This window comes from Nocardioides sp., from assembly GCF_041393715.1.
Lineage (GTDB): Bacteria > Actinomycetota > Actinomycetes > Propionibacteriales > Nocardioidaceae > Nocardioides.
The window spans coordinates 80,063-97,096 of sequence record NZ_JAWKJQ010000013.1; the positions used below are offsets into that span (position 1 = coordinate 80,063).

The window sequence follows — 17,034 nt, forward strand, 5'->3', positions numbered from 1 at the left end:
TCGGGGCACTCCGCAGAGGGGGCGGGATTCGAACCCGCGGCTGACATCTCTGCCAGCGACCGCTTTCAAGGCGGTTCCGATCGGCCACTCCGGCACCCCTCCGTGCGCCGATCGCGGACCGGCGGCACCAGGGCAGTCTAGGGCGGGGCCGTGGTCGCCGAGCGTCGGCGGGCGCGAGAGCCGTGCCTACTCGGAGCCGCCGAGCTCCAGCTCGACCTCGTCGTAGGCCAGGTCGTGGAGCCGCTGCACGTGATGGCGGATGTCGCACAGCAGCCGCGCCAGCTCACCGCGCACCTGCTCGATCCGCTCCTCCTCGAGCACCTGGGGGCCCAGCGCGCTGAGCCGGCCCAGGAGGGCGTTGCGCTCGCGCAGCACCGACCCGCCGCGGGCGGCCAGCCAGGCGTCCTCGTGGTGGGCGGTCTCGGCGACCAGTGCGTCGCGCACCCCGGCCATCCGTTGCCGCACCGTCCACCGCCAGGTGCCCAGCGGGGCGCCCGGTTGGATCGGGACTTCCAGGGCCTGGTGGAGCTCCTCGAGGACGCGAGACGTGGTGCGCATGGTGCCTCCCGGTATGGGCGGATATCGGGTAGGAACCACGAGTGTGACCTGCCGACGGCCGTGGGCACAAGGGTGGGCCGACGCCCCCCCGGCCCGCGGGAGGGCGCCCCGCCGGTGGCCGGCCCGGGGACCCGGTGGGCGCGAGGACGACCGGCTTGGGTTGAATCAGGGGGTGCGCACCCGATACCGCCTGGCCCGCCCGCTCGCTGCTCGGCTGGTGGGCGCCACCCTGGTGGCGGCGGCGCTCGCGGTGATGGTCGTGACGCTGGTGGTCGTCCTGCTCAACGCCTCGCCGGGCGTGCTGCTCGGGCTGGCGCTGCTGGTGGTCGGCCTCGCGGTGGGCGCGGCGGTGGCGGTCCGGGGCTGGTCGATCCTGACCCTCGACGACCGGGGCTACCACGTGCGGTGGCGCGCGTCGGGGGTCCGGGCCGCCGCCTGGCAGGACGTGGACGACGCCGCCGCGACGTACGCCGGCGACGAGCCGGTGGTCGTGCTGCAGCTCCGCGACGGTCGCCGCACCGTGCTGCCGGTGCGACTCCTCGACGTCGACCGGGAGGACCTGGTGCGCACCCTCCAGGACCACCTGCAGCGCGGCCACGGCATCCGCAGGCTCTGACCGCCGCCGGCCGGTGTCGCCGGCAACCGATTCGGACTCCGCGGCCGGCGGGCGGTAGCCTGTGCTGCGCGCCTTCGGGCGTGGGGAGGCGTCGCCTAGTCCGGTCTATGGCGCCCGCCTGCTAAGCGGGTTTCGGTTAACAGCCGATCGCGGGTTCAAATCCCGCCGCCTCCGCCCTGTGATGTCTCAGGACATCGGCGACAGCCGGACCCACGATGGTGGGTCCGGCTGGTGTCCAGGGTTTGCGGAGGGCGCTGTTGCGTGGAGGCCCCTGCTGCGCCGGAGGCCGTCCGGCGAGGCGCGCCACTACCAGCGGCCGACAAGGTTGTCAGCCGCGGCCGCCCTGCAACATTTCGCATTGCAGTTTTCTGAGGGTGCGTTCGCGATGACGGACCACGGACCTGCACGGACAATGGCTGCGAGGGTCAAGCGGGCCCGTCGGAAAGAGAGTCAGCATGAAGATCACACGTCGTCTCGTCGGTGCCCTGATGGCCGCGGTGCTCGGCTTCGGAGTCGTCGGCTTCACCACGTCCTCCGCCCAGGCCGACACCAGTTGGGGACAAGGGGTCCAGCGCCGCTGACCGCCGAGCCACGACCTGCACGTCACAGACCTGAGACGGTGGTCATCACCTCGGCAACCGAGTTGGACCCAGCGCCCACCCCCACGGCCCGTCTCATGGAAACGAGGGCAGCGACCTCCCGGGTCGCTGCCCTCGGGCTCGTCAGTCGTCCTCGTCGTCGCCGGCGATGCCGGCGCGACCCATGGCGTAGCCGAGCTGGAAGCGGGTCTGGGCCTCGTACTGCTCCTTGAGGTCGGCGACGTAGCCGGCGTAGGTGCGCGGGCTGACCCCAGCCGCTTGGCGCTGGTCGGGTCGGCGTGGCCCTCGATCAGCATCCGGATGGTCATCGCCCGCTGCTCGGCGGCGACGTGGCGCATCATCGTGGACTCACGGTTGCTGAACGGGCGGGCGCGCTCCCAGGTCCGCTCGAAGATGTCGACGAGGTAGGCCACCAACGACGGCTCCCGGATCGCCAGGGCGGCGCCGAGACCCTCGTGGCTGGGAATGACCACGACCCTGCGGTCGACGACGATCATCCGGTTGAAGAACTCGTCGAGGGTGCGCACCTCGGCGCCGTGCGCGGTGACCGTGCCGACGTACTTGTGGGTGATCGAGCTGCGTCGAGCGGAGTGCTGGTAGAGCGTGCGCAGGCGTACGCCGCGGTCGAGCGCCGCGACGTCGCGCACGGCGGCGGCCGCCAGGGCCGCGGCGTTGCGACCGGTCTGCGGCTGCGCGGTCAGCAGCTCCTTCTCGGCGTCGGCGACCAGTGAGGCGATGAACGGGTCGATCGCGTCGCCCCGGACCTCGGTGATCGGACCGCGCTCGGAGCCGGGTGCTCGCCGCCAGGTCTGCGCGAGGCCGGAGAACGCCGAGGCCCACTGCGACGACTCGGTGAGCAGGCTGGCACCCTCCTGGCTCATCGGCGAGACCACGCGGGACTGCACCGTGGTCGGGTCGACCGGGAAGTAGGCGTGGGTCTGGTCGTCGAGCACCAGCAGACCCATCTCGCGCAACAGGTCGAACGCCGGGCGCAGGGCGCTGCGCGGGTGGATGCGGGGATCGTCGTCGGACAGGCTGCCCTCGGCCACCGCGTCCTCGAACAGCGCGGTCGCCTCGGCCTCGAACAGAGCCCGATCCTCCGGGCTGAACCCCGTCACGTCCCCCTCCTCTGCCTGCCCTGGGCAGATTTTCACACAGATTCGGGGATCGTGACGGCCGAGCGGCCAATTCGATGCCGATGATCCGGGAGCGTCCGCCGTCGCGGCGGGCGCTCCCGCGGGTCTCAGCCCTCCAGCGCGCGGGCGACGCGGCGGTGCACCTCCCAGATCTCCTCGGGCAGCCGCTCGAACTGTTGGAGGTGCGCCTCGCGGAAGCCCATCTCCTGCTGCCAGCGCTCGGTGTCGATGGAGAGGATCAGGTCGAGGTCCTCGGCGGTGACGTCGACGCCGGTCAGCTCGAGCTCCTCCTCGGTCGGCAGCACGCCGACCGGGGTCTGGACGCCCTCCACGTCGCCGTCCTTGAAGCGCATCAGCCACAGCAGGGCCCGCAGGTTCTCGCGGTAGCCGGGCCAGCGGAAGTGGCCGTCCTCCCCGCGCTGGAACCAGTTGACGTGGGCGAAGATCGGCTGGTCGGTGGCGGCACCGATGATCTTCAGCCAGTGGGCGGCGTAGTCGCCCTCGCCGTAGGCCATGAACGGCCGCATCGACATCGGGTCGTAGCGCAGCTGCCCCTCGACGCCCTCGGCCGCGAAGGTCGCCTCGGCGCCCAGCGTCAGCCCGTCGTAGACGCCCTCGGCCAGGTCGGTGATCGCGCGCACCAGCGGCTCGCGGTCGCGGGTGCGGCCGCCGAAGATGATGCCGTCGATGGGTACGCCGGCCGGGTCGGCGAAGTCCTTCGCCACGTTGGGCACGTTGGCCAGGGTCGTGGTGAACCGGCTGTTGGGGTGTGCCCACGGGGAGTCGTCGCGGGGTGCCCGGTCGGCGATCCGCTCGCCCTTCCAGTCGAGCCAGCCCGTGAGGTCGGCCGGCGGCGTCGGCGTGCGACCCTCCCACCACACCTCGTGGGTGTCCTCGTTGTAGGCCACGTTGGTGAAGATCACGCCGGAGCCGTCGCCGATGGAGTCCAGCGCGGTCGGGTTGGTCTTCTCGTTGGTGTCCTTGGCGACGCCGAAGACGCCGAACTCGGGGTTCATGCCGTAGACCCGGCCGTCGTCGGGGTTGACCCAGAGCCAGGCGATGTCGTCGCCGTAGAACTCGACGTGGTAGCGCTCGCCGAGGGCGTCGGGGGCCAGCGTCATGGCGAGGTTGGTCTTGCCGGAGGCGCTCGGGAAGCCGCCGCAGATGTGCCAGCGCTGGCCGGTCTGCTTGTCGGTGATGCCGAGCAGCATGAACTGCTCGGCCAGGAAGATGCCCGACTCGCGGCCGTCGTAGCACGCCTGGCGGAGACCGTGGGCGATCTTGCCGAGCAGCGCGTTGCCGCCGTAGGACGACCCGAAGTGGAGGATGGTGCGGTCGTCGGCGACGGTGGCGAACAGCCGCTGGTCGTCGGGCGTCCCCTGGCCCAGGTTCTCCAGGTCGCCGGTGACGTGGACCGCGCGCACGAAGGTGTCGGGCTCGGCGAGGTTGTCGACGAACTCGATGCCGACCCGCGACATCCGGATCATGTGCAGCACGACGGGGCGGGTGTCGGTGAGCTGGACGCCGACGGCGTACTTCTCCAGCGGCGACCCGGGGGGCGCCATCAGGTAGGGGATGACGTACATCGTCTTGCCCTGCGAGGCGCCGCGCATCCGCTCCACCTGGACGGCGGTGACGTCGTCGGCGGGCTTCCAGTTGTTGTAGACGCCCTTGTCCTCCGGGCGGTGGGTGGCCACCACGGTGCGCTCCTCGGAGCGGGCGGTGTCCTTGTAGTAGCTGCGGGAGTAGTAGCGCCCCTCGCCGGCGGGCAGCAGCTCGCCGGCCTCGACCGCCTCGGCCAGCAGGCGCGCGTCGTCGTCGGCCGTGACGACCTCGATGCGCTCCGGCTGCGTGATGGCGGCCCAGTGGGCGACGTACTCGCGCACGTGGGTGTTCTTCAGGCCTGCCTCGTCGAGCACTGCCTCTACATCGACCATGTTCCCCTCGCACCTTTCTGGGATCGGCGGAGGACCTCGTTGTCGCCCTGGTTCGCGCTTCTTGGTTGCGACGATAGGGAGCGCCGGGCGATGGGCATATTGGATCGATCCAGCCCAGCGATTTGTGTGTCGCAGGCCACAGAATCCGGCTCTGCGGTGGGGTTTGTGGCGAGTTCGGCCCCGCCTCGACCGGCTAGCGTGTGAGCCCGGACCGCCCCTGACGAGGAGACCACGTGCTGCTGCTGTCGTACGCCGCCGTGCTGCTGTTGGCCGTGCTCCTCTCGCACCTCGCCCACCGCACGGTCCTGTCCACCGCGGTGCTGTTCCTGGTCGCCGGGTTCCTGCTCGGTGACGGAGTGCTGGGGGTCATCGACCTCACCGGCGGTGACGACCTGGTGGGCAACCTGGCCGAGCTCGCACTGTTCGCGGTGCTGTTCACCGACGGCATGCGCGTCGGCCTCAAGGACCTCACCTCGGCCTGGCGGCTGCCCGGGCGGGCCCTGCTGCTCGGGCTCCCGCTGACGCTCGCGGTGACCGCGGTCTTCGCGCACTACGTCGCCGGCCTCGACTGGGCCGACGCCTTCCTGCTCGGCGCCGTGCTGGCACCGACCGACCCGGTGTTCGCCGCCGCGCTGGTCGGCAACGACAAGGTCCCCGGGAGGCTGCGCCATCTGCTCAACGTCGAGTCCGGCGTCAACGACGGCCTGGCGCTGCCGTTCGTGGTGGTGCTGCTGGCGGTCGCGTCGGGCGAGGAGGACTTCCACCTCGGCCTGCTGATGTCCGAGCTGGCGCTGGGCCTGGCGATCGGGGTCGTCGTGCCCTACGCCGCGATCCGCCCCGAGCGCACCCGCCTGTTCCGCGCCTCCTCGCACTACGAGCCGCTCAACGCCGTCGCGATCGGGCTGCTCGTCCTCGCGCTGTCCGAGGCCACCCACGCCAACCTCTTCATCGCCGCGTTCGCCGCGGGCGTCACCATCGCCACGGCGGGAGCGCCAGCGGGAGACCTTCGTGGAGTTCGGCGAGCTGATCGCCGAGCTGCTGAAGCTCGCGGCGCTGCTGGTGTTCGGCGCGTTGATCACACCGGCGTTCGTCGGCGAGGTCAGCCTCGGGGTTGGGTCTTCGTGGTCCTGGCGATCTTCGTCGCCTGGCCGGTGGCGCTCTGGGTGTCCTTCCTCGGCTCGGAGCTGACCAGACGAGAACAGCTGGCCGCGATGTGGTTCGGCCCGAAGGGCTTCGCCTCGGTGGTCTACGGGCTCTATGTCCTCAACGCCGGCATCGGCAGCGCGGACGAGCTCTTCCACCTGATCGCGATCACGGTCTGCCTGTCGATCCTGCTGCACTCCTCGACCGACGTCGTCGTGGCTCGCGGCTTCGACGAGGAACGCGAGGCCCCGCACTGGCACGGCGAGCACCCCACGGTCGGCGACGACCTGGCCCTGGAGGCCGAGTCGGGCCCGGAGTGGACCCTCCTCGGCCCCGAGTGGATTCGGCATCGCCAGCCGTGGTCGGCTATCCTCGTGCAGTCCTGGTGACAGGCGCCCGTAGCTCAACGGATAGAGCATCTGACTACGGATCAGAAGGTTTGGGGTTCGAATCCCTACGGGCGCGCCGTATGTGACGTCTCGCGACGCGGTGTCTGCCGTCCGTTCCATTCCCGCGCCGCTGCGGTGGGTTAGTGCCTCGTCAACGGCGCACTCACCAGCAACACCGGCGCTGAAGATGGAACCTCCGCGTTCGGACGGCCACCGTGGGAGCCGGTAGGACGTGCACGTCGGCGAGCTGTCAGCGCACACACACCGGACACAGTGCCGAAGCATCACCACGGCTCGGGCACGCCTTCGCCCACGCTCGTCTCCTCTCCGCACGGTAGGGTCGATGGAATGGCCGTCGCGCGCACGAGGTTCCGCCAGCCGGCCGGGCAGCGACCACGAGAAGTGGAACCGCTCGGTGCGGGGCGAGACCCGCATCCAGCAGGCGGACCGCAACTTCGCGGAGCTCTTGCAGGAGGTCCAGGTCGCCCGACCGGCATCCAGGTGCTCTTCGCCTTCCTGCTCGGTCTGGGTTTCACGGGGCGCTTCGACGAGCTCGGCGCCGGTCAGCAGGCGGTCTACGTCATCGCGCTGGTGCTCAGCGCGGTCGCGGCCGGTGTGCTGCTCGCGCCGGTGATGTACCACCGCCTGGTGTTCCGGCGCCGGCCTCGCTGCGCGTGGTGGCCGTGGCTCACCGGCTCGCCGTCCTCGGGCTGACGCTCGTCCTGCTCGCGATGGTCTGTGCCGTCCAGCTGGCCGCGAGCCTGGTGCTGCACGGCTGGGCGACGCTGCTGGCCGCCGCGCTGGGGCTCGGCGTCGGGCTGCTGTGGCTCGGTTGGCCCGCGTGGGCACGCCTGCGCCCTGCCGACGACTCCTGGTGACGCCTCGCGGCCTGGGACTGGGCGACATCCGCTGACCATCCGCCCGCAGAGTGCGCTTGCCCACGGCGGCCGACGCGGTCCACGCCACGTCGGCCGCCGTCCCTCGATCAGGCCTGGCGGAGCTCAGGCCTGCGTGGCCTCGGCCGGGATGGTGATCTCGCGCTTGAGGATCTTGCCGGTGGCGCCCATCGGCAGCGCGTCGGTGAGCCAGATGATGCGCGGGTACTTGTAGGCCGCGACGCGGTCGCGCACCCACTCGCGCAGCTCGGCCTCCGTGGCCTCCGTGCCCGGCTTGAGGACGACGGCGGCCGCGATCTCCTCGCCGTGCGTGGGATGGGGTACGCCGACCACGGCGGCCGAGGCGACGGCCGGGTGCTCGTAGAGCACCTCCTCGATCTCGCGGGGATAGACGTTGTAGCCGCCCCGGATGATCATGTCCTTGGCCCGGTCGACGATGAAGTAGTAGCCGTCCTCGTCATACGCGAGGCGGGAGGGTGTACCGCCCTCGCCACTTCCTGACATGCCGCTTCGAGGGAGCGTGCCACAAGGCGATCCCCGTGCGGCAACGCTGCAGCTTGCCGTGCGCCAGCGACTGTCCGTGTCCCGCAAGCCCCGTCCGGCGAGTTTCCCGGTGACGGCGCGCGCTATGACGACGTCCGGCGGGCGCATTCGGCGGACCTCGACCAACTCGGCGGTTCGCGCCGAGCTCATCAAGGTGGCCCGCGGGAACCGTCGTCGAGGTTCGCTGCACCTCGACATGAGCTGTCGATCCGGGAGGTGTCGCCACGTCATCAGGGTGACCGGCGGGGAACCACCTCGCCGCGGAGTCCGAGGAGGACGAGATGGCGACTTTCGTGCTGACCTACAGCGGTGGGGCCGGGATGCCGGAGACCGAGGCCGAGCAGCAGGCCGTGATGGCGGCGTGGGGGGCGTGGTTCGAGGGCCTGGGGTCGGCCGTGGCCGACGCGGGCAACCCGTTCGGGCCCTCGACGACGGTGACCTCCGACGGCGAGGCGGGTCCCGGCCGGTCCGGGCTCACGGGCTACAGCATCCTCACCGCCGACAGCCTGGCCGCGGCGACGAAGGCGGCCCAGGGCTGCCCGGTGCTCGGTGGGGGCGGCACCGTGGAGGTCTACGAGACCATCCCCATGTGAGCGGCGCCCGTGGGGCGTGCCGTGTCCCGGCGGGTGCGGGGTTCACACGGCTGTGACACGCACGCCCTAGGGTCGCTTCATGGGCATCAAGGTGTCGATCGAGCACCGGACGACGTACACGTTCGACCGTCGTGTCTCGCTCGGCCCGCACGCGGTGCGGCTGCGCCCGGCGCCGCACTGCCGGACGCCGGTCGAGGCCTACTCCATGACGGTGGTGCCGGAGGAGCACTTCCTCAACTGGCAGCAGGACCCCTTCGGCAACCACGTCGCCCGACTGGTCTTCCCGGAGAAGACCGACCGGCTGGAGGTGGTGGTCGGCCTGATCGCCGACCTGCAGGTGATCAACCCGTTCGACTTCTTCGTGGAGGAGTGGGCCGAGCACTACCCCTTCCCCTACGGCGACCAGGCGGTCGACCTGGAGCCCTACCTGCGCCCGGTGGACGAGCCCGGTGGCGCGACCGGCCCCGGTCCGTTGGTGGAGGCCCTTGTCGCGGATCTCGGCGACCTGGGCGGTCGGCCGATCGTCGACCTGCTGGTCCACGTCAACCAGCGCGTGCACGACGCCGTCGGCTACACCATCCGCCTCGAGCCGGGGGTGCAGAGCCCCGACGAGACGCTCCAGGTCGGCATCGGGTCGTGCCGCGACTCCGCCTGGCTGCTGGTGAGCGTGCTGCGGCAGCTCGGCCTGGCCGCCCGCTTCGTGTCCGGCTACCTCGTCCAGCTCGCCGCCGACCAAGCGAGCCTCGACGGCCCCAGCGGCCCGACCGCCGACTTCACCGACCTGCACGCCTGGACCGAGGTGTTCGTCCCCGGAGCGGGCTGGATCGGGCTCGACCCGACCTCGGCGCTGTTCGCCGGCGAGGGGCACATCCCGCTCTCCGCGACCCCGCACCCGACCAGCGCGGCCGCCATCACCGGCGTCGTCGACCCCTGCGAGTCGACTCTCGACTATGCCAACGTGGTCACCCGGTTCCACGAGGACCCGCGGGTCACGCTGCCCTACACCCCCGACCAGTGGCAGCGCGTCCAGCGGGTCGGTGAGGCGGTCGACGGGCGGCTGGCCGCCGCCGGCCTGGAGCTCACGATGGGCGGCGAGCCGACCTTCGTGTCGATCGACGACATGGAGAGCGCGCAGTGGAACACCGCCGCCGACGGCGAGCACAAGCGCCGGCTCGCGACCGACCTCGCCCACCGCCTGCGCGAGGCGTTCGGTCTCGGTGCGGTCGTCCAGCGCGCGCAGGGCAAGTGGTACCCCGGCGAGCCGCTGCCGCGCTGGCAGATCGCGCTGCTCTGGCGCACCGACGGGGTGCCGCTCTGGTCGAGCCCCGACCTGCTGGCCGACCCGTGGTCCGACGACCCCGACCCCGAGGCCCCGGCGGTCGCCGGGCGGCTGGCCGCCGCGTTGACCGCTCGTCTCGGGCTGCCGCCCGAGCAGCTGGTCCCGGCCTTCGAGGACCCGCTCGCCACCCTCGTCGCGGAGGTACGCCGGCCCGCCGGGGACCCACCGGCCGACGAGCCCTCGGCCGCCGCCGACGTGGCCGCCCTCGACGAGGCCGCCGGCGACCCCGTGGCCTGGGTGCTGCCGATGCACCCCGCCGACGACGAGCCCGGCGCGGGCGCCTGGGTCAGCCCCGAGTGGCGTTTCCGCCGGAGTCGCCTGGTGCTGCTCCCCGGTGACTCGCCGGCCGGTCTGCGCCTGCCGCTGGACGCCGTCTCCTGGACCGACCCGCGCACCGACCCGGAGCCGTCGTACCTCCATGAGGGGGAGGCGCTCGCCGGCGACGCCCCGACGGCCACCGTGCTCCCGCTCGCCGAGGCGGCCGACGCGCCGCGCACCGCGCTGGTGGTCGAGGCGCGCGACGGGTTCGTGCACCTGTTCCTGCCGCCGCTGGACCATCTCGAGGACTTCGCGGGGCTGCTCGGCCTCATCGACCGGGTCGTCGCCGACACCGGTGCCCGGGTCGTCGTCGAGGGCTACGGCCCGCCGCCCGACCCTCGCGTCGTGTCCCTGATGGTCACCCCCGACCCCGGCGTCATCGAGGTCAACCTCCAGCCGACCTCGTCGTGGGGCGAGCTGACCCGGGTCACCGAGCTGCTCTACGACCTGGCCCGCACGGCCCGGCTCGGCACCGAGAAGTTCGACCTCGACGGGCTGCACACCGGCACCGGCGGCGGCAACCACCTGACCCTGGGCGGCCCGGCGCCGGAGCGCTCGCCGATGCTCAAGCGGCCCGACCTGCTGGTCAGCATGCTGACCTGGTGGCAGCACCACCCGAGCCTGTCGTTCCTGTTCTCCGGCCGGTTCGTCGGCCCGACCAGCCAGGCGCCGCGGGCCGACGAGGGACGCTCCGAGTCGCTCTACGAGCTGGAGATCGCCTTCGCCGAGATCGAGCGGCTGACCCGCGAGGACGGCGAGTGCCCGCCGTGGGTGGTCGACCGGGCGCTGCGGCACCTGCTCACCGACCTGACCGGCAACACTCACCGCGCGGAGTTCTGCATCGACAAGCTCTACAGCCCCGACTCCTCCCGGGGCCGGCTCGGGCTGCTGGAGCTGCGCGGCTTCGAGATGCCCCCGCACGCCCAGATGGGGCTGGTGCAGGCGCTGCTGGTGCGGGCGCTGGTCGCCCGCTTCGCGGAGTCGCCGTACGTCGCCCCGCTGATCCGCTGGGGCACCGAGCTCCACGAGCGCTTCCTGCTGCCCGCCGGCGCCGAGGCCGACATCGCCGAGGTGGTGGCCGACCTGCGGGCCCACGGCTTCCCCCTCGAGGAGGAGTGGTTCGCGCCGTTCCTGGAGTTCCGGTTCCCGCGGATCGGCACCGTGGTGCTCGGCGGCGTCGAGCTGGAGCTGCGGCAGGCGATCGAGCCGTGGCGGGTGCTGGGCGAGGAGGCGACCGGCGCCGGCACGGCCCGCTACGTCGACTCCTCGGTCGAGCGGCTCCAGGTCCGGGTCGCCAACGCCGTCCCCGGTCGACACGCGGTCACCTGCAACGGCGTGCCCGTCCCGCTGAGCCCGACGGGCCGCACCGGCGAGCTGGTGGCCGGCGTCCGCTACCGCGCCTGGCAGCCCCACTCGGCCCTGCACCCGACCATCGGCGTGCACTCTCCGTTGCGGTTCGATGTCATCGACCTGGCTCGCCGTCTGTCCCTCGGCGGTTGCACCTACCATGTGGTGCACCCCGGGGGCAGGTCCTACGACGTGCCCCCCGTCAACGCCCAGGAGGCGGAGGCGCGGCGGGCCAGTCGTTTCGAGGAGCGTGGGTTCATGACCGGGGAGGTGGACGTCGCGACGCTCGAGGCCGAGGCACGTCGCACCCGGTCCGCCGAGTACCCCCACACCCTCGACCTGCGCCGGCAGGTCCCGAGGGCGTGGGGCGGCTAGCGTGACGGCAGCCTTCCTCGGCCCCTATCGCGACGCGATCGGCAGCCGCTACGACGAGCTCGTGGGTGCCGACGGCGGCCCGCGCCCGGGCTGGGAGACGCTGGCGCTGGACAGCTGGGACGCCGAGGCGTTCCGCGCCGCGCGCAGCCAGGCCCACCGGCTCCTCGAGGACGACGGCGTCACCTACAACCCGCTGCCGGCCACCTGGACCGGCGGTGGCCCCGGCGGTCGTGGCCACACCGAGTGGCGCCTCGACCCACTCCCGACCGTGCTCACCCACGACGAGTGGACCGGTCTCGAGCGCGGCGCCAGCCAGCGCGCCCGCCTGCTCGAGGCGGTGCTCGCCGATCTCTACGGCCCGCGCCGGCTGCTCACCTCGCGGCTGGTGCCGCCCGAGCTGCTGTGGCAGCTGGAGGCCTACCTGCGTCCTGCCTGGGGTCTGCCCGCCGGCCGGCCCCGGCTGGTGCTCGCGGCCACCGACGTCGGTCGTGCCGCGGACGGCTCGTGGCGGGTGATCTCCGACCGCGCGCAGGCCCCCTCGGGGCTCGGCTATGCGATGGAGAACCGCCGGGTGGTCGCCCGGCTGCTCCCCGACGCCTACCAGTCCGCCGAGCTGCACCGGCTGACGGCGTACTTCGGGGTGGTGCGCGACGCGCTCACCGAGCTGGCCGCGCCCGGCATCGAGGGCCCACGGGTGGTGGTGCTGACGCCCGGCCGACACAGTGAGACCGCGTTCGACCAGGCCTACATCGCCTCGCTGCTGGGCTTCCCGCTGGTCACCGGTGCCGACCTGGAGATGGCCGACGGCCGGATCTGGACGCGTGAGCTCGACGGCCGGCGCCCGGTCGACGTGGTGCTGCGCCGCGTCGACGACGTGTGGTGCGACCCGCTGGAGCTGCGCCCCGACTCCGAGCTCGGCGTGCCCGGCTTCCTCGAGGCCTGCCGGCGCGGCTCCGTGGTGTCCGCGAACGGCTTCGGCGCCGGTCTCGTCGAGTCGCCGGCGTTCGCGCCGCTGCTGCCGGCGCTCTGCGAGGCGCTGCTCGACGAGAGCCTGCTGCTGCCCTCGGCCGACGCGTGGTGGGGCGGCACGCCCCAGGGGCTCGACCACCTCGTCACCCATCTCGACCGACTGGTGATCCGGCCGGTCAACCCCGGCGCCGAGCGCGGCATCTACGGCCCCGGCCTCAGCCGGGCCGACCGCGAGACCTGGCGCGCGCGCCTCGAGGCCCACCCCGAGCGCTTCGTCGGTCAGGAGGTGCTTCCGCTGTCGACCACGCCGACGGTGGCGGGCTTCGGCCTCGGCGCCCGGCCGCTCACGCTGCGGCTCTTCGGGGTCGCGCACCGGTCGTCGTACACCATGCTGCCGGGGGCGCTCGGCCGGATCGTGCCCGACTCCTTCGACGCGGCCACCGGGCGTCGCGAGCGGGTGCCGCTGAGCAAGGACGTCTGGGTCCTCAAGGCGCCCGAGGACGGCGGCGGCTTCGCTGGTCCCGCCGAGCACATCGTCGCCGTGCCGACCGGCGTCCCGATGGTGCCGCACGCCTTGGAGAACCTCTACTGGATGGGGCGCTACACCGAGCGCGCCGAGGGCACCACCCGGCACCTGCTCGCGCTGCGCCGGCTCGCGACCGAGCTGCCCGTCTGGTACGCCGACCCCGGCCGCGCCGCGGTCGATGTGCTCGCCGCGGCGCTCACCCACGCCACGACGACCTATCCGGGCCTCCTGGGACAGCCGTCGCTGAGCGACGCCACCATCGACGCCGAGCTCCGCGACCTGCTGGTCGACGAGACCCGCGCGGGCTCGGTGGCGCAGGCCCTCGCCGGCCTGGCCGGAGCGACCGGGGCCGTGCGCGACCAGCTGTCCTCCGACGTCTTCACCGTGCTGGGCGGGCTGGAGCGGGCGCTGACGCAGCTGGCCGAGGCGCCTCGGGTGCGCGGCCCCCACATCCTCGACGCCGGCGGCCAGGTGCTGTCCAGCACGCTCGCGCTGGCGGGCATCACGGTGGAGAACATGGTCCACGACGTCGGCTGGCACCTGCTCGACATCGGCCGCGGCATCGAGCGGGCGACCCAGCTGACGACGCTGGTGAAGTGGACGATGGGCGCCGCCCAGCCGCTCTGGATCGAGCGGCACCTGGTCACCTCGGTGCTGTCCGCGGCCGAGAGCGTGCTCACCCACCGTCGTCGCTTCGCCGGCACCCAGGGCGTCGACACCATGCTCGACCTGCTGCTCCTCGACGAGGGCAACCCCCGGTCGGTCGCCTACCAGCTCTCCCGGGTGCGCCGCGACCTGGCCCGGCTGCCGGGTGGCCCGCGCGTCGAGCAGCTCACCGCCCGGCTCGACGACCTGGGCTCGCTGCTCGCGTCGCACACCGGTCCTCAGCTCGCCACACCGACGCCCGCCGAGGGCGACGTCGAGCACTTCCACCTGGCCCGGCGCGAGGCGCTGGTCGAGATGTGCGAGTCGATGGAGCGCGGCCTGGCCGGCCTCTCCGACGCGATGGCGGCCACCTGGTTCTGGCACCCGGTCGCTCCGAGGCCGCTCGGCCCCGGCGTCCGGCAGCGAGCCGCGGAGGTGGCCTCGTGACGCCGCGCCGCTACCAGATCACCCACGTGACGACGTACACCTACGACGACGACGTGACCGACTCGTTCGGGCTGACCTTCTGCCGGCCACGCGATGGCGCGGGCCAGACGGTGGTGGAGCACGAGCTCTGGACCGACCCCGGCCACGCCGACCTCGGCAGCCACCTCGACGCGCAGGGCAACCACGCCACCTACTTCCACGTCACCGAGCCGCACCGCGAGCTCCGGGTGGGCGCCCGCTCGGTGGTCGACTGCCTGGTGGAGCAGCCCGCTCCGGAGCGCGACCTGGTCGTCTGGGAGGACGCCCGGCCGGCCGCGCGGTCCGACCTGCCCGAGGCGGCGCTGGTGGCCGAGGTGGCCGTCGCCTCGCCGCTCGTCGATGTCGGCCCGGCCGTGCGGGCCTACGCCGCCGACTCGCTGCTGCCGGGCCGCCCGCTCGTCGACGCCGTCCTAGACCTCGTCCACCGGGTGCATGCCGACTTCGACTACGACCCCGGGAGCACCACGGTCAGCACCCGGGTCCCCGAGGTGCTGCGGTTGCGCAGCGGCGTCTGCCAGGACTTCGCGCACCTGACGATCGCGGCGCTGCGCAGTCACGGGCTCGCCGCCCGCTACGTCAGTGGCTACCTCGCGACCGACCCGCCACCCGGTCAGCCCCGCCTGGTCGGCGCCGACGCCACGCACGCCTGGGTGCAGTGCTGGATTCCGGCGCACGGCTGGTTGTCGGTCGACCCCACCAACGACCGCGAGACCGGAGACCGGCACATCGCGGTGGCCTGGGGGCGCGACTATGCCGACGTACCGCCGGTCAAGGGCGTCATCTTCACCGAGGCGACCGAGTCGACGATGTCGGTGGAGGTCGACGTGGCGCCCGCGACGGGCGAGCTGCCCACCTGACGCGTAGGGTCGTGCGGTGCGGTCCTTCACCTGCGTCTGCGGCCAGACGCTGTCGTTCGAGAACTCCGTCTGCCTGAGGTGCGGACGGGCGGTGGGCTATGCCCGCGACGCGCGTGACGTGCGACCGCTCGACGGGATGGTCCCCTGCGCCAACCTCGACCTCAACGGCTGCAACTGGATCCCGGAGGTGGCCGGTGACCTGTGCTTCGCCTGCCGGCTGACCCGCACCCGGCCGAACGACGCCGACCTGGAGGGCATGCCGCAGTACTACCGCGCCGAGCAGGCGAAGCGGCGGCTGCTCTTCGAGCTCGACCGGATCGGGCTGCCGGTCGAGCCCTACGACGACGCGACCGGCCGGGGTCTCGCGTTCGACCTGCTCTCCAGCGTCGCCGAGGACGTCACGACCGGCCACGCGGGCGGCATCATCACCCTCGACCTCGCCGAGGGTGACGCGGTGCACCGGGAGCAGGTGCGGCTGCACCTCGGCGAGGCCTACCGCACCCTGCTCGGCCACTTCCGGCACGAGATCGGGCACTACTACTGGACGGTGCTCGTCGAGCCCGGCGACCTCGACGGCTTCCGGGCGGTCTTCGGTGACGAGCGGGCTTCCTACGACGACGCGGTGAGTCGGCACTACGCCGACGGGCCGCCCTCGGGCTGGGAGGAGACCTTCGTGTCCGGCTACGCCACCATGCACCCGTGGGAGGACTTCGCCGAGACCTTCGCCCACGTGCTGCACATCCGCGACGCGCTGGAGACCGCGCACGAGACCGGGCTCAGCGTCGACCCGCAGCTGGCGACCCGCGACTTCGGCGACGTGGTGCTCGGCACCTGGGTGCCGCTGTCGGCCGCTTTGAACCAGATGAACCGGTCCCTCGGCCACGGTGACCTCTACCCGTTCGTGCTGCCGCCGGTCGTGGTCGACAAGCTGTCCTGGGTCGACGCGCTGCTGCGCTGAGCCCGCCGGCCACGCCTACTCGCCAGGAACCAGCACTCGCACCTTCAGGGCGCGGGCCTCCTGGTCCCAGAGCAGTACGGCGTCGCCGTTGGGCGCGACCTGCGAGGCGGTGGTCTCCAGGACGTCGACCCCGCCCGTGTCGGGCAGAGCGGCGGTCGCCGGATGCCAGTCGCCGCCGCTGGGTCGGTAGGCGCCCCAGACGCCGTACATGCCCCAGGCCGCGAACAGGTCACCGCTCGCGTTCATCGCCGCCGTCGGGAGCAGGTTGCTCCCGGGATCGGCCAGCGTGACCGGCGCGATCCACACGCCCTGGTTGGTCCGCCGGGCAGCGTCGATGCGGCCGTTGGGGCGGTGGTAGACCACCAGCGCGGCCCCGCGCCGGTTGCTGGCGAACGCCCACTCCTGGACGCTCGCGCCGACGGGCGTCGCCAGGGTCGGAGCCTGCCAGCCGGCGACCGGAGACCACAGCGCCGTCTTGATCGTGCCGGAGCTCCTGAAGGCCACCGTCACCTCCGAGTAGCGGTCGACCCCCAGTCCGCCCAGCCGGCCGCTGCCGACGCGGGCGGTCGGCGTCCAGCTGCCGTCAAGCAGCCGACAGCGCGCCTTCACCGCCGTCGGTCCGTCGAGCGGTGTCCGGTTGAAGGCCACCCAGGCCTTGGCCGTGGGCGCGAACGCCACCCGCGGGTTCGTCGCGTTGGCGGCGGGGGTCAGGTCGACCGCCTTCCGCCACGGCCCGGCCACCGGCCGGAACGCTGCCTGGATCTTGGGCGGGTTGTTGTTGCTCCAGGCCCACGCGACGAGCGT

Annotated in this window: 14 protein-coding genes and 3 tRNA genes; 11 read left to right on the top strand and 6 right to left on the bottom strand. The window is 72.7% G+C overall.

What is annotated here, in order from left to right; translation table 11 throughout:
• Positions 1 to 13 precede the first annotated feature (13 nt).
• A tRNA-Ser gene (locus tag R2740_RS17410) sits at positions 14 to 102 on the bottom strand.
• 84 nt (positions 103 to 186) lie between these two features.
• On the bottom strand, positions 187 to 558 hold the full coding sequence (locus R2740_RS17415) for a hypothetical protein (RefSeq protein WP_371303965.1): 372 nt from the start codon (positions 556 to 558) through the stop codon (positions 187 to 189).
• 172 nt (positions 559 to 730) lie between these two features.
• Here R2740_RS17415 and R2740_RS17420 point away from each other — a divergent pair, with 172 nt between their 5' ends.
• Together R2740_RS17420 and R2740_RS17425 are read left to right on the top strand one after the other, a co-directional pair.
• A complete protein-coding gene (locus R2740_RS17420) occupies positions 731 to 1,174 on the top strand; it encodes a hypothetical protein (RefSeq protein WP_371303966.1) in 444 nt (147 codons plus the stop codon).
• A gap of 84 nt (positions 1,175 to 1,258) precedes the next feature.
• Positions 1,259 to 1,348 (top strand) — tRNA-Ser (locus R2740_RS17425).
• 154 nt (positions 1,349 to 1,502) lie between these two features.
• Here the strand turns inward: R2740_RS17425 and R2740_RS17430 are convergent.
• Both R2740_RS17430 and R2740_RS17435 read right to left on the bottom strand, forming a co-directional pair.
• The gene (locus tag R2740_RS17430) at positions 1,503 to 2,891 is read right to left on the bottom strand and encodes a hypothetical protein (protein WP_371303967.1); all 1,389 of its coding nucleotides are present in this window, start codon (positions 2,889 to 2,891) and stop codon (positions 1,503 to 1,505) included.
• A gap of 125 nt (positions 2,892 to 3,016) precedes the next feature.
• Positions 3,017 to 4,846 carry a phosphoenolpyruvate carboxykinase (GTP) gene (locus R2740_RS17435; RefSeq protein ID WP_371303968.1) on the bottom strand — a complete coding sequence of 610 codons (1,830 nt, stop codon included), beginning with the start codon at positions 4,844 to 4,846 and terminating at the stop codon, positions 3,017 to 3,019.
• Between the two features lie 233 nt (positions 4,847 to 5,079).
• Between R2740_RS17435 and R2740_RS17440 the strand changes: the two genes are divergently transcribed.
• The 4 genes from R2740_RS17440 to R2740_RS17455 all read left to right on the top strand — a co-directional run bounded on the left by R2740_RS17440 (position 5,080) and on the right by R2740_RS17455 (position 7,256).
• Entirely contained in the window at positions 5,080 to 6,378 is a 1,299-nt protein-coding gene (locus tag R2740_RS17440) for a cation:proton antiporter (RefSeq protein WP_371303969.1), read from the top strand.
• Positions 6,379 to 6,381: 3 nt separating this feature from the next.
• Positions 6,382 to 6,454 (top strand) — tRNA-Arg (locus R2740_RS17445).
• 425 nt (positions 6,455 to 6,879) lie between these two features.
• Positions 6,880 to 7,092, top strand: coding sequence for a DUF6328 family protein (locus tag R2740_RS17450; RefSeq protein ID WP_371303970.1), 213 nt, complete (start codon positions 6,880 to 6,882; stop codon positions 7,090 to 7,092).
• Positions 7,062 to 7,256 carry a hypothetical protein gene (locus tag R2740_RS17455; RefSeq protein ID WP_371303971.1) on the top strand — a complete coding sequence of 65 codons (195 nt, stop codon included), beginning with the start codon at positions 7,062 to 7,064 and terminating at the stop codon, positions 7,254 to 7,256. The genes R2740_RS17450 and R2740_RS17455 overlap by 31 nt, the downstream gene beginning before the upstream one ends.
• A gap of 123 nt (positions 7,257 to 7,379) precedes the next feature.
• Here R2740_RS17455 and R2740_RS17460 read toward each other — a convergent pair whose 3' ends face one another.
• On the bottom strand, positions 7,380 to 7,778 hold the full coding sequence (locus tag R2740_RS17460) for a hypothetical protein (protein ID WP_371303972.1): 399 nt from the start codon (positions 7,776 to 7,778) through the stop codon (positions 7,380 to 7,382).
• Between the two features lie 320 nt (positions 7,779 to 8,098).
• On the opposite strand from R2740_RS17460, the gene R2740_RS17465 reads away from it, so the two are divergent.
• From R2740_RS17465 to R2740_RS17485, 5 genes are all read left to right on the top strand, one after another.
• The gene (locus R2740_RS17465) at positions 8,099 to 8,410 is read left to right on the top strand and encodes a YciI family protein (RefSeq protein WP_371303973.1); all 312 of its coding nucleotides are present in this window, start codon (positions 8,099 to 8,101) and stop codon (positions 8,408 to 8,410) included.
• A 79-nt stretch (positions 8,411 to 8,489) separates the two neighbouring features.
• On the top strand, positions 8,490 to 11,789 hold the full coding sequence (locus tag R2740_RS17470; protein WP_371303974.1) for a DUF2126 domain-containing protein: 3,300 nt from the start codon (positions 8,490 to 8,492) through the stop codon (positions 11,787 to 11,789).
• Position 11,790: 1 nt separating this feature from the next.
• Positions 11,791 to 14,376, top strand: coding sequence for a circularly permuted type 2 ATP-grasp protein (locus R2740_RS17475; protein ID WP_371303975.1), 2,586 nt, complete (start codon positions 11,791 to 11,793; stop codon positions 14,374 to 14,376).
• Positions 14,373 to 15,272 (top strand): transglutaminase N-terminal domain-containing protein, encoded by a 900-nt coding sequence (locus R2740_RS17480; RefSeq protein WP_371303976.1) that lies wholly within the window; start codon positions 14,373 to 14,375, stop codon positions 15,270 to 15,272. Before R2740_RS17475 ends, R2740_RS17480 begins: the two co-directional genes overlap by 4 nt.
• A gap of 16 nt (positions 15,273 to 15,288) precedes the next feature.
• A complete protein-coding gene (locus R2740_RS17485; protein WP_371303977.1) occupies positions 15,289 to 16,230 on the top strand; it encodes a putative zinc-binding metallopeptidase in 942 nt (313 codons plus the stop codon).
• Between the two features lie 15 nt (positions 16,231 to 16,245).
• Here R2740_RS17485 and R2740_RS17490 read toward each other — a convergent pair.
• Positions 16,246 to 17,034: hypothetical protein (locus R2740_RS17490; protein ID WP_371303978.1), on the bottom strand; the 789-nt coding region annotated here is incomplete at its 5' end.

Excerpts from the sequence above, each read along its gene's own strand:
- R2740_RS17465 (WP_371303973.1), top strand. The coding sequence starts at position 8,099 with ATGGCGACTTTCGTGCTGACCTACAGCGGTGGGGCCGGGATGCCGGAG.
- R2740_RS17460 (WP_371303972.1), bottom strand. The coding sequence starts at position 7,778 with ATGTCAGGAAGTGGCGAGGGCGGTACACCCTCCCGCCTCGCGTATGAC.
- R2740_RS17415 (WP_371303965.1), bottom strand. The coding sequence starts at position 558 with ATGCGCACCACGTCTCGCGTCCTCGAGGAGCTCCACCAGGCCCTGGAA.
- R2740_RS17435 (WP_371303968.1), bottom strand. The coding sequence starts at position 4,846 with ATGGTCGATGTAGAGGCAGTGCTCGACGAGGCAGGCCTGAAGAACACC.
- R2740_RS17470 (WP_371303974.1), top strand. The coding sequence starts at position 8,490 with ATGGGCATCAAGGTGTCGATCGAGCACCGGACGACGTACACGTTCGAC.